Origin of the sequence: Prevotella sp. (assembly GCF_036570325.1) — a bacterium.
Taxonomy (GTDB): Bacteria; Bacteroidota; Bacteroidia; order Bacteroidales; family Bacteroidaceae; genus Prevotella.
The window spans coordinates 18,120-31,791 of the sequence record NZ_DATCYK010000008.1 but is presented as its reverse complement, the minus strand read 5'-3'; the positions used below and the strand labels follow the sequence as shown (position 1 = coordinate 31,791).

Here is a 13,672-nt window from a genome sequence, read left to right as displayed (position 1 = left end):
ACTCGGGGTTGACATGGATTTGACGGCGAGATGAAATGGTACGTAAGCATGCGGAGGCTCGTCGGCTACCTCCATAATCAGAGTGGACGAACAATTAATTGGCGAAAACAATTACGCTCTCGCTGCCTAATCGAAGCATAGTAGATTACTGGCTTTATCACATTACAAGGTGATGTGACGAGACATCGCTCCAAAGATGTGGTTCCGAATCGGAGGAATAAGCGGTGCAGGACAATCGGAAATAGCAGGAGTTGGCCTCGAAACTCTTGTGAAATTTTAGAGGATAAGGTATCAGTTGGTGGTCCGGGTCTTGCTGATACCCGACAATGAAGACCGGAATAAGCATGTAGAAAGCGTATGGTTTCCTTGTGCGGACGTGGGTTCGAATCCCACCAGCTCCACGAATGACAGTTCCGAAAGGGGCCGCAAGCGAGGTTATCGAAAAACAATAGCCGCAACTCTGATGGGTTGCGGCTATTGTGTTTTTAGCTTGTTTATTTCTTTGGGTGGCTTTTTCTTAAAATCGGTTGAGTGTTTCGACGATGTATTCTACCTCGTTATCGGTGAGCGTAGGGTTGCAGGGTATGCTGAGTTCGGTCCTTGCGAGAAGCTCGGTAATGGGAAACGACAGTTTGTTCCAGCCTTTATAACAGCGTTGGCGATGGGGTGCCACGGGGTAGTGGATGGCCGTTTCTATGCCGTTGGTGAGCAAAAAGGCCTGCAAATCATTGCGTTGATTGCTGAAAACGGGGAATATATGGTGCACATTGTCGGCTATCGGGTCGAATGATAACGATATTTTAGGGTTATCTATGTTAGCTATCATGTATTCGGCTATGGCTTTTCGCCGTGCGTTTTCCTTATCTAAATATTTCAGTTTCACCCGAAGTACGGCCGCTTGGAGCTCATCCATGCGACTGTTGACGCCTTTATGGCTGTGGTAATGCTTGCGTTCAGCCCCATAATTGCCCAGTGTGCGGATGAGCGTGGCCAGTTCCTGACAGTCCGTTGTTACGCATCCGGCGTCGCCCAATGCGCCTAAGTTTTTGGTGGGATAGAAGCTGTGGGCCGCGGCATGGCCCAAATGACCGGTCTTCAGTTGGTTATACGTGCAGCCATGGGCCTGCGCGTTGTCCTCAATGAGTAGCAGGTTATGGCGTCGGCAGGCTTCGGCGATGGCCTCATTCATGGCGCAACGACCGTAAAGATGTACCAAGAGAAGGGCTTTGCAGCGTGGTGTGATGGCCCGTTGCATGAGGAAATCGTCAATCTCAAGCGATGAATAGTAGGGTTCTACCAGTACGGGTTTCAGCCCGTTCTCGGTGATGGCGAGGATGGAAGCGATGTAGGTGTTGGCCGGAACGAGGATTTCGTCGCCGTCTTTCAGCTTTCCCATTTCCTTATAAGCCCTGAAGATGAGGGTCAAAGCGTCGAGCCCGTTGCCACAACCTACGCAATGGCGGCTTCCAAGATAAGCCGCGTATTCGTTTTCAAAGCCTTTTGTCTGCTCCGCTTGTAAGTATTGACCGCTCGCCACGACGCTATTGACGGCGTCATGTATTTCTTCACGGTGCAAGTCGGTTACTTTTTTTAAAGATAGATATTCTATTTTCATAAGTTCCATTCGTACCAATCCCAGCACAAACCACGTGCGCCATAGCCTTCTTTTTGGAAAATGAGGTTGTCATTGAGGTATGTTCCTCCTCTCTCTGTCGATATTCCGAAGTCAAAATAGCGGTAAGTGGTCAGCAGGCGGTGGATGATTTCATCGTAGATTTTGTCGATGGCGCCCCATCGCTTGCCTTGCTCGGTGGTGGCGCTGTACTGTGCGTGTGCCGCTTGAGGGGTGAGATAGAGGACCACTCCGCCCCATATCTCGCCGTCTTTCGTGGCTGTATAAAGTTGAATATGATGAGGAAAGCGTGATTTAAGCAGCAGTATTTCCTCAATATCGTGCACGGGTTTAACGCCGTATCGGCTGCTTAGGTTGTGTTCCAACACCTTCCAAAAGCCGGCAAAGTCGTCGCTCTGTGCCACGGTTATACCTTGTTCATCGGCTCGTCGCACGGCCCTGCGGCGCATGCGCTGCCATTTTATCTCGCTATTTTGGGCGATGACCGAGCCTATTTGTCGGGCCGCAAGTCGTGCTTGGCATGTGCGGAAGATGGCGTAGAGGTCTTCTTCGGCGGCCATTTGATGGTAAATCGAGGGTATGCTCTTGTAAATGACTTTGTCAATGCCGACGTTGCGAAGGTAAGTATTCAGCTCTTCAAATAGCGTGAGCGTAGCTGCGGCCGTGGTGTTCGGGCTCATGATGAGACCACCATAGCTGAGTCCGGCGTGCGAAAAGAGCGTTTGGTCTTGCAAGTTGGCAGGTAGGAGGGCGTAAGGTTTGCCTTTGCGGTAGAAAAGGAGTGAGCTGTCGGTGAACCGTTGTTGGTGGTAATCCATGTAGTTGCGGTCAAAAAGGAATGTGCCATTCTTGGAATCGGCCACAAACCTATTCCATTCTTGCTCCAAATCGGGGGTGTATCGTCTTATCTCAAACATGCTCTGCCCTTATTTGGAAGCGGCTACGTAGTCGCGGAACTGCTTGTAATCGCGGATGTAATCGGCTTCCTCAAACGCTTCCGATGCGAGAACTAAGCACACGGCGCCGCTTGAGAAGTCCTCCAAAGTGCGCCAAATGCCCGTTTCTATCACCAATCCTTGATAGGGATGGTTCATGTGGTAGGTTTGCTTTTGCCTGCCGTTGTCGAGCACTACGTCGAAACTGCCGCTCACGGCGACCACTACCGACCGGCAATGACGATGGGCATGACCACCCCGGCTTTCACCTCCGGGCACGTCATAAGTCCAGTACACCCGTTTGATTTCAAACGGGATGTGCCGGAACTGTTCAGCTATCGTCAGGTTACCGCGTGGATCCGCAATCCTCGGAAGCTCGATGATTTCTCCAAGAGGCCGCTCGTTCATCAATCGGGAATGATGGTTGAAGCTACACGTTTGGCCTTGTCACGTAGTTGGTTGATGTCGTCGCCCACCTCACCGTAGCACAATACCACGCCCATTCGTCGGTTGACGTGCTGCTCGGGCTTGCCGAATATGCGCACGCGGGTGCGATCTTCCTTCAGTGCTTCCTGCAAATGATAGGCCGGTTCATGGTCGGCGTCCTCCTTAGCCAGCACAACGGCGCTGCAACCACAGTGCTCTAAGTGAATGGCAGGTATGGGCCAGCCCATCACAGCACGTAAATGAAGTTCAAACTCACTAAGGTTTGTCGTGTGACCGAGGGTCACCATGCCCGTGTCATGGGGCCTTGGACTGAGTTCGGAGAAGATAACTTCACCTTGTTTGGTCATGAAGAACTCCACGCCCCATAAGCCATAGCCGGTCAACGCTTTGGTTACGGCCTCTGCCATGTGCTCTGCTTGCCTCAAAGCATCGGCCGATAGTTGGAACGGTTGCCAACTCTCACGGTAATCTCCGCCCTTTTGGATGTGCCCGATAGGCGGACAGAAGAGGGTGGGAGCGTCCTTTTGGGTGACCGTAAGCAGGGTAAATTCGGAGTCAAAGTCAATAAATTCCTCGATAATCACTTCCTTTACGTCGCCTCGTCCTTCCTCCATGGCGTCGCGGAACGCAGCTTCGAGCTCGTCATCGTTGTGCACATAGCTCTGCCCATGCCCACTGGAACTCATCAAAGGCTTCACAACGCAGGGGAAACCGATGGCGTCCGCCGCCCTCTTAAACTCATCAAAGGTCTTCGCATAGAAGTATTTGGCGGTGCGCAAGCCCAATTCTTGTGACGCCAAATCACGGATTGCACGGCGATTCATGGTGTAATTGACGGCTCGAGCGGATGGAACAACCTGAATACCTTGCTGCTCAAAGTCGAACAAACGCTCGGTTCGGATGGCTTCTATCTCGGGAACGATGATGTCGGGGCGGTGCTTATTCACGGCTGCCGTGAGCGCATCGCCGTCCAACATGCTGAAAATCTCACGCTCATCAGCCACCTGCATGGCCGGCGCATTGTCGTATTTGTCGCATGCAACGACGTAAAGACCGGCTCGTTTGGCCGCAATAACAAACTCCTTGCCCAGTTCTCCTGAGCCCAATAACATGATCTTTTTCATCTGAATCTTATTTATAACCGTACATTATCTTATTTATTACATCGGATTATCTTATTTATTACCGTGCAAGGGCTTATCTATCTCCGTACATTTTATCGTAATATTGCTGGTAATCGCCGCTGGTTACTTCCTTAATCCATGACTGGTTGTTGAGATTCCATTGGATTGTCTTGACGATACCGTCGGCAAATCTTGTCTCGGGATACCAGCCCAGCTCCTCTTTTATCTTCGTAGGATCGATGGCATAGCGCTGGTCGTGGCCCAAACGATCGGCCACATGAGTGATTAATTCATTATTAATCCAACTTATATCGATGTCCCCTTGGGCGTCGAGAACTTGCTTTTTAAGGATGAGACGTAAGTTCTTATCGGCTTCCATCATATCCCTGATGGTCTTGATGGTGAGTTTCACAATGTCGATGTTGGTCATTTCGTTGTGTCCCCCCACGTTGTAGACCTCGCCCTCACGGCCTTGGCGTACCACCATGTCTATGGCTTTGCAATGGTCCTCCACGTAAAGCCAGTCGCGAACGTTGAGCCCTTCGCCGTAAACGGGTAGCTTCTTGCCCTCAAGAATGTTATTGATGATGAGCGGGATGAGCTTTTCCGGGAAATGATAGGGACCATAGTTGTTGGAACAACGGGTAATGGTGACCGGCATGTGATAGGTGTCCCGATAGGCCATGACAAACATATCGGCGCTCGTTTTGCTGGCACTGTAAGGACTGTGGGGGCACAATGGCGTGTCCTCGGTGAAGAAACCATCGGCTCCCAAGCTGCCATACACCTCGTCGGTAGATACCTGATGGAAACGTTTTCCGGCTTTCCAAGTGGGATAGCCCTGCTCATCCTTGCCGTCCACCCATGCCCGTCGGGCGGCGTCAAGCAAGTTCTGCGTGCCTAAAATGTTGACACTTAGGAACAATTGAGGGTCTTCTATGCTGCGATCCACATGGCTCTCGGCCGCAAAGTTGACAAGATAATCAATGTCGTACTCGGCAAACAGTCGGTCGGCCAGCTCACGGTCGCGGATGTCACCACGCACAAACACGCACCTATCGTTGTCGATGTCGTCCTTTATAGTGCCCAAATTGCCGGCATAAGTCAGCGCGTCGAGGATGATAACTTTGATATTCTCGTCCTTATATTTGCGATGTAGCAAGTATTTAATGTAGTTGGCGCCGATGAATCCCGCGGCTCCGGTGACCAAATATGTTTTCATATAGTTAATAATAAATATGTAATCAAAAGGTTGAATGTTTGTTTCCGAGCGTGATAACCTCACAATCGGTGAACTTGTTGCCATCGATGGTGAGCCTCACGAGGGTGCGTTCGCGGTGCCATCCTTGGAGTCCCGCGGCGCCGGGGTTGACATGTAGCAGGTTCAAAGCCTTGTCGGGCATGACTTTAAGGATATGAGAATGGCCCGAAATGAATAGGTTTGGCGGCGAGGCGAACAGCTTATTGACTATCGAACGGTCGTATTTGCCGGGATAACCGCCTATGTGGGTCATCATGACATCAACGTCCTCGCACTTGAAACGCAGCACTTCGGAATATCGGCCCCGCAGGTCGTAGCCGTCGCAATTGCCATACACGGCACGAAACGTGGGCTTCATGGCCTCGAAACGGTCGGCCAATTCGGTGGAACCGATGTCCCCCGCATGCCATATCTCGTCGCAATCGCCCAAGTAGACCTTGTATTTTTCGTCCCAATAGGCATGCGTGTCGCTGATGATTCCTATCTTTTTCATTTACGGAGTGGGCAGATTGAAACGTTTACGGATGAACTCTTCGATGAAGGCCACGGTGCCTTCCAATCCCAAAAGATTTGAGTTGACGCAGAGATCATAGCTCGATGCGTGTCCCCATTTCTTGCCCGTGTAGTAGTTATAGTAGGCCGAACGGCTCTCGTCCTTGGCTTCTATATACTTGCGGGCAGCCTCCTTGTCAAGTTGATGGCGCTCGGCGATACGCTCCATGCGTTCTTCCAATGGGGCAGTGATGAAGATATTGACGGTGTTAGGGTAGTCGCGGAGGATGTAATCGGCCGTTCTTCCGACGAAAACGCAGTCGGATTGGTCGGCAGCTTTACGAATCGCGTCGCTCTGAAACTGATAAAGACTCTCTTGAGAGAAGTCATTGGTGTAGAAATTGTTTTCTCCCAACAGCGGCACATGGGCATGGAAGAAAGATCGCATGAAGCCTTTGCACTCGTCGTTTTGCTCAAAGAACTTCTTGCTGAAGCCACTTTCCTTGGCCGCAAGGTCGAGAAGCTCCTTGTCATAGAACGCAAATTCCAAGTCATGGGCCAATTGACGGGCTATCATCAGGCCGCCACTGCCAATCTCTCGTCCTATATTGATAATGTGGTTGTCGTTGTTCATGGGGCAGTAGTGTTATAAGTTCGACTGAATTTTCTCATATATACCAGCATAATCGTGGCTGCTATGACGGCAGCGGACAAGTCGGAGGCGGGCAAGGCGTACCATACGCCCTTGACACCCCAGAACCGTGGCAGTACGGCCAATAGCGGAAGAAGGAGCAGGAGCTGCCTTGAGAGGCTGAGGAATATGCTGATTTTCACCTTGCCGATACACTGGAAGAAGTTGGTCACCACCATCTGATAGCCGATGATGGGGAATACCAGCATGTTGATGCGTATGGCCGGGATGGCCAACTCGATGAGTCGGGGATCGGAAGTGAACATTCGTGCGCAGTAATACGACAGAAACATGGCCACCAGCCAGCCTATCGTCATGATGGCCGTGGCGTAGAGAACGCTTTGTTTCAGCACTTGCAGCACACGGTCCATGCGTTGTGCGCCGTAGTTATAGCCCGCGATGGGCTGCATGCCTTGGTTAATACCCATGACAAACATGACGAACACCGTGGCGATACCGTTGCTTATGCCGTAGGCTCCGACCGCCATGTCGCCGCCGTACTTTACGAATTGGTTGTTCATAAAGATGACTATGATGCAGGCACACACGTTCATGAGGAAAGGAGAAATACCAATCCCGATGATGTTTTTCACCAAATTGGCTTTCAACCGATAAATACCCCGCTTCAGATGGAGCAGCTCTTTTTGGTTGCTAAACAGCTTTAGTTGCCACAAGAGGGCCAATATCTGTGAGATGATGGTGGCAAACGCGGCCCCACGAATGCCCCAATGCCACCACCAAATGAAGATAATATCGAGTAATATGTTGCAAGCCACCGTGAACATCGTGGCATACATGGCTTGCCGAGGTTTGCTGGCGGCCCGCAGGACGGCGTTCATGCCGAAATACATGTGGGTAAACACGTTGCCCATCAGTATCACCTGCATGAAGTCGCGGGCGTAAGGTATCGTGGCATCGCTGGCCCCGAAGAAGCGAAGAATGGGGTCGAGGAAGAATAAACACACCGCTCCGAGCACCAAACCCACGATGATGTTGAGCGTAACAGTGTTGCCCAGAATGTTCTCCGCCGTGGTATAATCCTTCTGTCCCAGCTTTACGGAGATGGCCGTAGAGGCTCCTATGCCCACGGCAGCGCCGAAAGCACTCGACAGATTCATGAAAGGAAAGGTGATGGCTAAGCCCGATATGGCCATCGAACCTACCACTTGGCCGATGAATATGCGGTCGATGATGTTATAAAGCGATGAGGCTGTCATGGCAATGATAGCCGGAAGAGCATATTGTAGCAGGAGAGGACCAATGGGTTTGGTGCCGAGTTCTAATGTAGCTTTTCGATTGTCCATATATAATTCGTATGCGAACAGTATGCGCTATCGTGTGAATTGATTCACAGATTGCCGAGCGCAACTTATCTTCTACAAAGATAGTGCAAACGAGTGGAAAGAGAATTAATTCTCCGTTTCCCGAGTGTAGCCTATCTTATGCAAAGATAGTGCAAACCGCTTAAATAGCAAAGAAAAACAAAATAAAAACCAATGGAAGGCCCATTGCCCCTCGTTAATAGGCTCGGAGCATAGCGGTGATGGTATGGGAGGCCAAGTGTTAAAAACTATCCGATATTTTTACAAAAACCGATGCGTGGCTGCTTATTTTTCAAGAAAATATTTTTTGCGGGTAAATATGTGTAGTTTTATCTGTTTTTTAATCTGTTGATAACCAATTGATTATATTCTTTCATCGTTTTAAGATGGCTTTTTTGTGGCTCGTTGGTGGCTTTATGGGCGTGTCATAGCAGCCTTTCAGAAGGATGAAAGCCATGCTTTGGTGTTGTTAAAGCAGTGCTTTGGCATGGTAGGAGAGAGACTTGGGCACCGGCGTAGGTCTAAAACGATCTTTCCGTGGCAGTTTTCTTGCTTATCAATACTTAGATGATGAGTTTCTGAAGTGTTAATTTTTATACGTTTATTTTTACAAAACGGTACCCGTTTTACCTGCTTGGTAAGTGCCCGTCATGGCCTATCGACTCATCGGGCGACCCCTTGGGAGGGCATGACGGATAGGCTATGGGGTAAATTAAAACAGATGGAAGTTTTGTAGTTTGAATGGTTTTACCTATTTTTGCATCACTAAAAACGTAGGCATAGATTCATGAGAAAACTTTTGTTTTTAAGCATTTTATTGACCGTTTGTTCGGCATTGTTCGCGGAGGACGGCTCTTCCCGGAGGACGGCGTTCCCCGGTGGCAAATGTTTTCTCTATCGTGTAACCTTAAAAGACAAGGCCGGCAACGGCTATTCGCTTCAAAATCCCGAGGAGTTTCTTTCTTTACGAGCCATCGAACGGCGCCAACGGCAGCGTCTGCCCTTGGATTCCACCGACCTGCCCGTGTCGGCTAAGTACGTGGAAGCCGTGGGTGTGAAGGGCGTAAGCGTCGTGGGTAAGAGCAAATGGAACAACTCGCTGCTCGTCAGCTGTGCCAAGCCATCGGCGATGGACCGTGTCATGAAGTTGCCATTTGTCAGCGGCGTGAAGCTCGTTTTCTCATCGCCCAAGCTCTATGAGACGTCGGCCCGCCAGTCGTTTCGCAAGGAGTTTCAGGAGTGGGACACCCTTTCGCACCATCCTTACGGTATTACCAAGGACCAGTTGGGCAGCCTCAATGGCATTCGACTGCACGATGCGGGCTATCGGGGCAAGGGAATGGTGATAGCCGTGCTCGACGCCGGTTTCATGAATGTTGACAAGATACCGGCTTTCCATCGGCTGAAGCTGGTGGGTTTGCGTGATTTTGTAATCCCGAAGTCGCCCAATCTCTTTCAGGAAATGGAGCATGGAACCAAGGTTTTGTCGGTAATGGCCGTCAATCAGCCCGATGTTTACGTTGGCTCGGCGCCGCAGGCGTCTTACATGTTGCTAAGAACAGAAGCCCATCAGACCGAGAGTCTCGCCGAGGAAGACTTCTGGACGCAGGCCGTGGAGTATGCCGATTCGGCCGGAGTGGACGTCATCAACTCGTCGTTGGGTTATCATGAATATGACGACAAGGCCACAAGTTATCATTATTGGGACCTTGACGGCCGCCAAGCGCTCATATCGCGGATGGCTTCTCTCTTGGCTTCCAAGGGAATCGTGTTGGTCAATAGCGCCGGCAATGAGGGCATGGGAGCTTGGAAGAAAATCAATGTGCCGGCCGACGCCGCCGACATCCTTACCGTGGGGGCTGTCACCCCTGAGGGCGTGAACGCGCCTTTCAGCTCGGTGGGGCCCTCGGCCGACGGGCGGGTAAAGCCCGATGTGGTCGCCTTTGGCAGTCCTACGGCCTTGTTGTCGGGGCGTGGTACCATCATCAACGACATCGGTACATCGTTCTCGGCGCCGTTAGTGGCGGGCTTGGTGGCCTGTCTGTGGCAGGCATTGCCCGGCAAATCGGCCCGTGAGATTATGGAATTAGTGAGACAGAGCGGTAGCAATACGCTCCATCCCGATAACATTTACGGCTATGGCATTCCCGATTTTTGGAAAGCCTTGCAGGCCGGTAAAAAGCTGAAATAGCATGGAGCAGGGACTGACACTATACGAACTCAACAATTTGGTTAGGCAAACGTTGGTCCTCACCATGCCCGATGAGTATTGGGTAGAGGCCGAGTTGTCGGAGCTTCGTGAGGTTCGCGGCCACTGCTACATGGAACTTGTGCAGAAAGAAGAGGGCAGTCATACGCCCGTGGCCAAGGCTTCGGCCAAGTGCTGGAGCAATACGTGGGCCTTCGTGCGTCGCCATTTCGAGCGTGTGACGGGGCAGTCGATGCGCCCGGGCATGAAGGTTTTGCTCAAGGTAACGGCCAATTTCCACGAGGCTTACGGCTTTTCGTGGATCGTGACCGACGTCCATCCCGAGTTCACCATGGGCGACATGGCCCGTCGGCGACAAGAGATTATTCGCATTTTACGTGAAGAAGGCGTGTTCGAGCTGCAAAAGGAGCTGTCGTTTCCTATGTTCGCGCAGCGTGTGGCCGTCATTTCGAGTGCCAACGCGGCCGGCTATGGCGATTTTATGGATCAGTTGTCGGCCAACGAACATGGTCTTTGGTTCGCTCCTCGCTTGTTTTCCGCCTCGATGCAGGGCGAGTCTGTCAGCGCCAATGTCATCAGTGCGCTCAATGCCATCAATGCCCGGGCCGACCAATTCGACGTGGTCGTGATTATCAGGGGTGGCGGTGCGACGAGCGATTTGAGTGGTTTTGACACGTTGGAGTTGGCCGAGAACGTGGCCAATTTCCCACTGCCCATCATTACGGGTATAGGTCATGAGCGTGATGAGAGCATTCTTGACTTGGTAGCTTACCGCAGTGTGAAGACGCCAACGGCCGCCGCCGCTTTCCTTATCGGCCATTTGGAAAGTGTATATCAGCGTTTGCTCGACGCGCAAGAGCGTGTCGTGCGGAGCGTAAGTCGGCGAATGGAGCTGGAAGAGCAGCGCTTAAGGCGGTTGAGCGAGAAGATTCCCATGGTGTTTTCCTTGGTTCGAGAGCGTAGGGAGGCCACGTTGCAACGGTTGTTCTTGGCCATGGCCTCGGCGGCTACGGGGCGGTTGGCAGCCGAACAGCACCGGGTGGATTTCCTGACGGGTAGGTTAGGGCCATCGGCCATGCGCCGTTTGGAGCACGCTGCCTATCGGTTGGCCCTCATGGAACAGCGCACCAAGGCGCTTGATCCTGCGTTGCCCTTGAAGCGGGGCTACAGCCTGACGCTGCTCAACGGGCGCATTGTGCGTGACGCCAAGCAACTGAAGGCTGGTGATAGGATAGAGACAAAGCTCGGTCGGGGCAGCGTCAGTTCGGTAGTGGAGAAGTAGCGACGCTCCGACAGCATGAAAAAATGACTATAATATAATAAGGTATATGGCAAAAGAAGAAATAAAATACGAGGACGCCGTAAAGCAATTGGAGCTGATTGTGGACCAAATGGAAAACAATGAGCTTGACATTGACGAGATGGCCGATAGGCTGAAGAAGGCGCAAAAACTGCTGAAGCTCTGCAAGGATAGGCTTACCAAGGCCGATCAAGAGATAAAGAAAATACTCGATGGAGGCCCCAAATAGGTTTATGGGCCTATGAATGGCTTATGAAATATAGGAAATAACCGGGCAGATAGTTGCGAATAATCGTTTTTATTCGTACTTTTGTGAAAGACTACAACATGGAATAATAAACTTTAATGTTATGAAGAATATCGATTGGTCGAGCTTGTCATTCGGATACATGCCGACAAACTACAATGTACGCTGCTATTATAAGGACGGCAAGTGGGGCGAAATAGAGGTTTGCTCTGATGAATATCTGAAGTTGCACATGGCTGCCACGTGCCTGCATTATGGTCAGGAAGCCTTCGAGGGCTTGAAAGCTTATCGCTGTCCTGACGGGAAAGTGCGCATATTCCGTGTTGAGGAGAACGCGGCCCGCCTGCAATCGACCTGCCGAGGCATAGTAATGCCCGAGGTTTCGACCGAAATGTTCGTTGAGATGGTCAAGAAAGTAGTGCGTCTTAATCAAGAGTTCGTGCCCACGTACGAAAGCGGTGCCACGCTCTATATCCGTCCGTTGCTTATCGGTACGAGTGCCCAAGTGGGTGTACATCCGGCTAAGGAGTACTGTTTTCTTATCTTCGTGACGCCCGTAGGCCCTTATTTCAAGGGTGGTTTCTCATGTAATAAGTACGCCATCATCCGTGGTTACGACCGTGCGGCGCCACTCGGAACGGGTACTTACAAGGTTGGTGGCAACTATGCGGCCTCCATGAGGGCCCATACCATTGCGGCTTCGCAGGGTTATGGCAGCGAGTTCTATTTGGATTCAAAGGAAAAGAAGTACGTGGATGAGTGCGGCGCGGCCAATTTCTTCGGTATCAAGAACAATACGTATGTAACGCCTAAGAGCACGTCAATCCTGCCTTCGATTACCAATAAGAGCCTTATGCAGATAGCCGAGGACTTGGGGTTGAAGGTGGAATGTCGTCCGGTGCCCGAGGAAGAGCTCGAAACATTTGAGGAAGCCGGCGCTTGTGGTACGGCTGCCGTTATTTCTCCAATCTCACAGTTGGATGATATGGATACCGGAAAGATTTACCATTTCGGCGATAAGCCCGGCCCATGGTCTACCAAACTTTATGAAACCTTGCGTGGAATACAGTATGGTACCATCGAGGATAAGCATGGATGGACCACCGTTGTTATAGAGTAATGGGATTATGGCAGGGTTTTGAAGTAATCTTTGAGGCTTTGCATAAAAAAGTTTACAGCCTATTGGCTCTTTTATAAAAAAGCATTATCTTTGTGTCGTGCCTCTTTTGGGGCACGACTTTTTATTTGCTCAATAGCCTCACAATCACCACCGAGATGAGCAAACAACTGTTATTGGGACTTGTACCATAATTGGTGCAGGTTTTCCCATATACAGTTGTGGTTTGTGGTGAACCGTGAGGCGTATGGTGAAAGCCTGCGCCTTTTTTGTGTTTTGCTGTGAGTAGATTGGGTTTTGATTTGATTTTAAATAAATAGTAACCTAATGTTAGACAGTATGAAGAAGTTTTTGTTAGTTATTTTAGCATGTATGCTATCTGTCGTTTTGTATGCGCAAAACAATGTTACCAAGTTTTTAGGTATTCCTGTAGATGGAACCAAGAGAACCATGATTCAGAAATTAAAGGCTAAGGGCTTTACGTACAATAGTGTAGATGATTGTTTAGAGGGGCAGTTTAATGGGAAGAGTGTTCATCTTTTCGTATTAACAAATAATAATAAGGTATGGAGAATTGCTGTGATGGAGCAGGTATTTCTTGACGAAGGACAAATAAAGATCAGGTATAATACACTTTGTGAACAATTTGGGAATAATCCTAAATATTTTCCCATAGATGCAAACAGATTGTCGGAAGATGAGGATATTTCTTATGAAATGTCCATACATTCAAAGAGTTATCAAGCTACTTATGGACAATTACCGCATGATAATGATTTAACAAAACGGTTAGTTTGGTTTGCAATACTTGAAACTAAGGGAGAATATCGTATTGCTATATTTTATGATAATGGCTTTAATCAAGCCAATGGTGAAGACTTATAATATTAAAGA

General features: G+C 50.1%; 13 protein-coding genes and 1 other RNA gene. 6 read left to right on the top strand and 8 right to left on the bottom strand.

Annotated features, from left to right (window positions below; all coding sequences use genetic code 11):
• The first annotated feature begins 4 nt into the window (after window positions 1–4).
• Window positions 5–404: a transfer-messenger RNA gene (gene ssrA / locus VIR50_RS00725) on the top strand.
• A 113-nt stretch (window positions 405–517) separates the two neighbouring features.
• Here ssrA and VIR50_RS00720 read toward each other — a convergent pair.
• The 8 genes from VIR50_RS00720 to VIR50_RS00685 form a co-directional block, all read right to left on the bottom strand.
• Window positions 518–1,615: a DegT/DnrJ/EryC1/StrS family aminotransferase gene (locus VIR50_RS00720; protein ID WP_331933231.1), complete on the bottom strand. Its 1,098-nt coding sequence runs from the start codon at window positions 1,613–1,615 to the stop codon at window positions 518–520.
• Window positions 1,612–2,550: a GNAT family N-acetyltransferase gene (locus VIR50_RS00715; protein WP_331933230.1), complete on the bottom strand. Its 939-nt coding sequence runs from the start codon at window positions 2,548–2,550 to the stop codon at window positions 1,612–1,614. Before VIR50_RS00715 ends, VIR50_RS00720 begins: the two co-directional genes overlap by 4 nt.
• Before the next feature lie 9 nt (window positions 2,551–2,559).
• A complete protein-coding gene (locus VIR50_RS00710) occupies window positions 2,560–2,976 on the bottom strand; it encodes a sugar 3,4-ketoisomerase (protein ID WP_331933232.1) in 417 nt (138 codons plus the stop codon).
• The gene (purT, locus tag VIR50_RS00705) at window positions 2,976–4,139 is read right to left on the bottom strand and encodes a formate-dependent phosphoribosylglycinamide formyltransferase (protein ID WP_331933229.1); all 1,164 of its coding nucleotides are present in this window, start codon (window positions 4,137–4,139) and stop codon (window positions 2,976–2,978) included. The genes VIR50_RS00710 and purT overlap by 1 nt, the downstream gene beginning before the upstream one ends.
• A 73-nt stretch (window positions 4,140–4,212) precedes the next feature.
• Window positions 4,213–5,361, bottom strand: coding sequence for a dTDP-glucose 4,6-dehydratase (rfbB, locus tag VIR50_RS00700; protein WP_331933228.1), 1,149 nt, complete (start codon window positions 5,359–5,361; stop codon window positions 4,213–4,215).
• 22 nt (window positions 5,362–5,383) lie between these two features.
• Window positions 5,384–5,893, bottom strand: a complete 510-nt coding sequence (locus VIR50_RS00695) for a metallophosphoesterase family protein (RefSeq protein WP_331933227.1) — start codon at window positions 5,891–5,893, stop codon at window positions 5,384–5,386.
• Window positions 5,894–6,526 carry a cytidylate kinase-like family protein gene (locus VIR50_RS00690; RefSeq protein WP_331933226.1) on the bottom strand — a complete coding sequence of 211 codons (633 nt, stop codon included), beginning with the start codon at window positions 6,524–6,526 and terminating at the stop codon, window positions 5,894–5,896.
• Entirely contained in the window at window positions 6,523–7,887 is a 1,365-nt protein-coding gene (locus tag VIR50_RS00685; protein ID WP_331933225.1) for an MATE family efflux transporter, read from the bottom strand. The genes VIR50_RS00690 and VIR50_RS00685 overlap by 4 nt, the downstream gene beginning before the upstream one ends.
• A gap of 805 nt (window positions 7,888–8,692) precedes the next feature.
• On the opposite strand from VIR50_RS00685, the gene VIR50_RS00680 reads away from it, so the two are divergent.
• From VIR50_RS00680 to VIR50_RS00660, 5 genes are all read left to right on the top strand, one after another.
• On the top strand, window positions 8,693–10,096 hold the full coding sequence (locus VIR50_RS00680) for a S8 family peptidase (protein ID WP_331933224.1): 1,404 nt from the start codon (window positions 8,693–8,695) through the stop codon (window positions 10,094–10,096).
• 1 nt (window position 10,097) lies between these two features.
• Window positions 10,098–11,396 (top strand): exodeoxyribonuclease VII large subunit, encoded by a 1,299-nt coding sequence (xseA, locus tag VIR50_RS00675; protein WP_331933223.1) that lies wholly within the window; start codon window positions 10,098–10,100, stop codon window positions 11,394–11,396.
• A gap of 46 nt (window positions 11,397–11,442) precedes the next feature.
• On the top strand, window positions 11,443–11,643 hold the full coding sequence (xseB, locus tag VIR50_RS00670; RefSeq protein WP_331933222.1) for an exodeoxyribonuclease VII small subunit: 201 nt from the start codon (window positions 11,443–11,445) through the stop codon (window positions 11,641–11,643).
• Window positions 11,644–11,764: 121 nt separating this feature from the next.
• Window positions 11,765–12,781 carry a branched-chain amino acid aminotransferase gene (locus VIR50_RS00665; RefSeq protein ID WP_331933221.1) on the top strand — a complete coding sequence of 339 codons (1,017 nt, stop codon included), beginning with the start codon at window positions 11,765–11,767 and terminating at the stop codon, window positions 12,779–12,781.
• Between the two features lie 336 nt (window positions 12,782–13,117).
• A complete protein-coding gene (locus tag VIR50_RS00660) occupies window positions 13,118–13,663 on the top strand; it encodes a hypothetical protein (protein ID WP_331933220.1) in 546 nt (181 codons plus the stop codon).
• The last annotated feature ends 9 nt before the right edge of the window (window positions 13,664–13,672 follow it).

Bases quoted from the DNA above. Each gene is read 5' to 3' on its own strand.
- VIR50_RS00660 (WP_331933220.1), top strand. From the start codon at position 13,118: ATGAAGAAGTTTTTGTTAGTTATTTTAGCATGTATGCTATCTGTCGTT.
- VIR50_RS00715 (WP_331933230.1), bottom strand. From the start codon at position 2,550: ATGTTTGAGATAAGACGATACACCCCCGATTTGGAGCAAGAATGGAAT.
- VIR50_RS00695 (WP_331933227.1), bottom strand. From the start codon at position 5,893: ATGAAAAAGATAGGAATCATCAGCGACACGCATGCCTATTGGGACGAA.
- VIR50_RS00665 (WP_331933221.1), top strand. From the start codon at position 11,765: ATGAAGAATATCGATTGGTCGAGCTTGTCATTCGGATACATGCCGACA.
- xseB (WP_331933222.1), top strand. From the start codon at position 11,443: ATGGCAAAAGAAGAAATAAAATACGAGGACGCCGTAAAGCAATTGGAG.
- VIR50_RS00720 (WP_331933231.1), bottom strand. From the start codon at position 1,615: ATGAAAATAGAATATCTATCTTTAAAAAAAGTAACCGACTTGCACCGT.
- VIR50_RS00680 (WP_331933224.1), top strand. From the start codon at position 8,693: ATGAGAAAACTTTTGTTTTTAAGCATTTTATTGACCGTTTGTTCGGCA.
- rfbB (WP_331933228.1), bottom strand. From the start codon at position 5,361: ATGAAAACATATTTGGTCACCGGAGCCGCGGGATTCATCGGCGCCAAC.
- VIR50_RS00690 (WP_331933226.1), bottom strand. From the start codon at position 6,526: ATGAACAACGACAACCACATTATCAATATAGGACGAGAGATTGGCAGT.
- purT (WP_331933229.1), bottom strand. From the start codon at position 4,139: ATGAAAAAGATCATGTTATTGGGCTCAGGAGAACTGGGCAAGGAGTTT.
- xseA (WP_331933223.1), top strand. From the start codon at position 10,098: ATGGAGCAGGGACTGACACTATACGAACTCAACAATTTGGTTAGGCAA.
- VIR50_RS00685 (WP_331933225.1), bottom strand. From the start codon at position 7,887: ATGGACAATCGAAAAGCTACATTAGAACTCGGCACCAAACCCATTGGT.
- VIR50_RS00710 (WP_331933232.1), bottom strand. From the start codon at position 2,976: ATGAACGAGCGGCCTCTTGGAGAAATCATCGAGCTTCCGAGGATTGCG.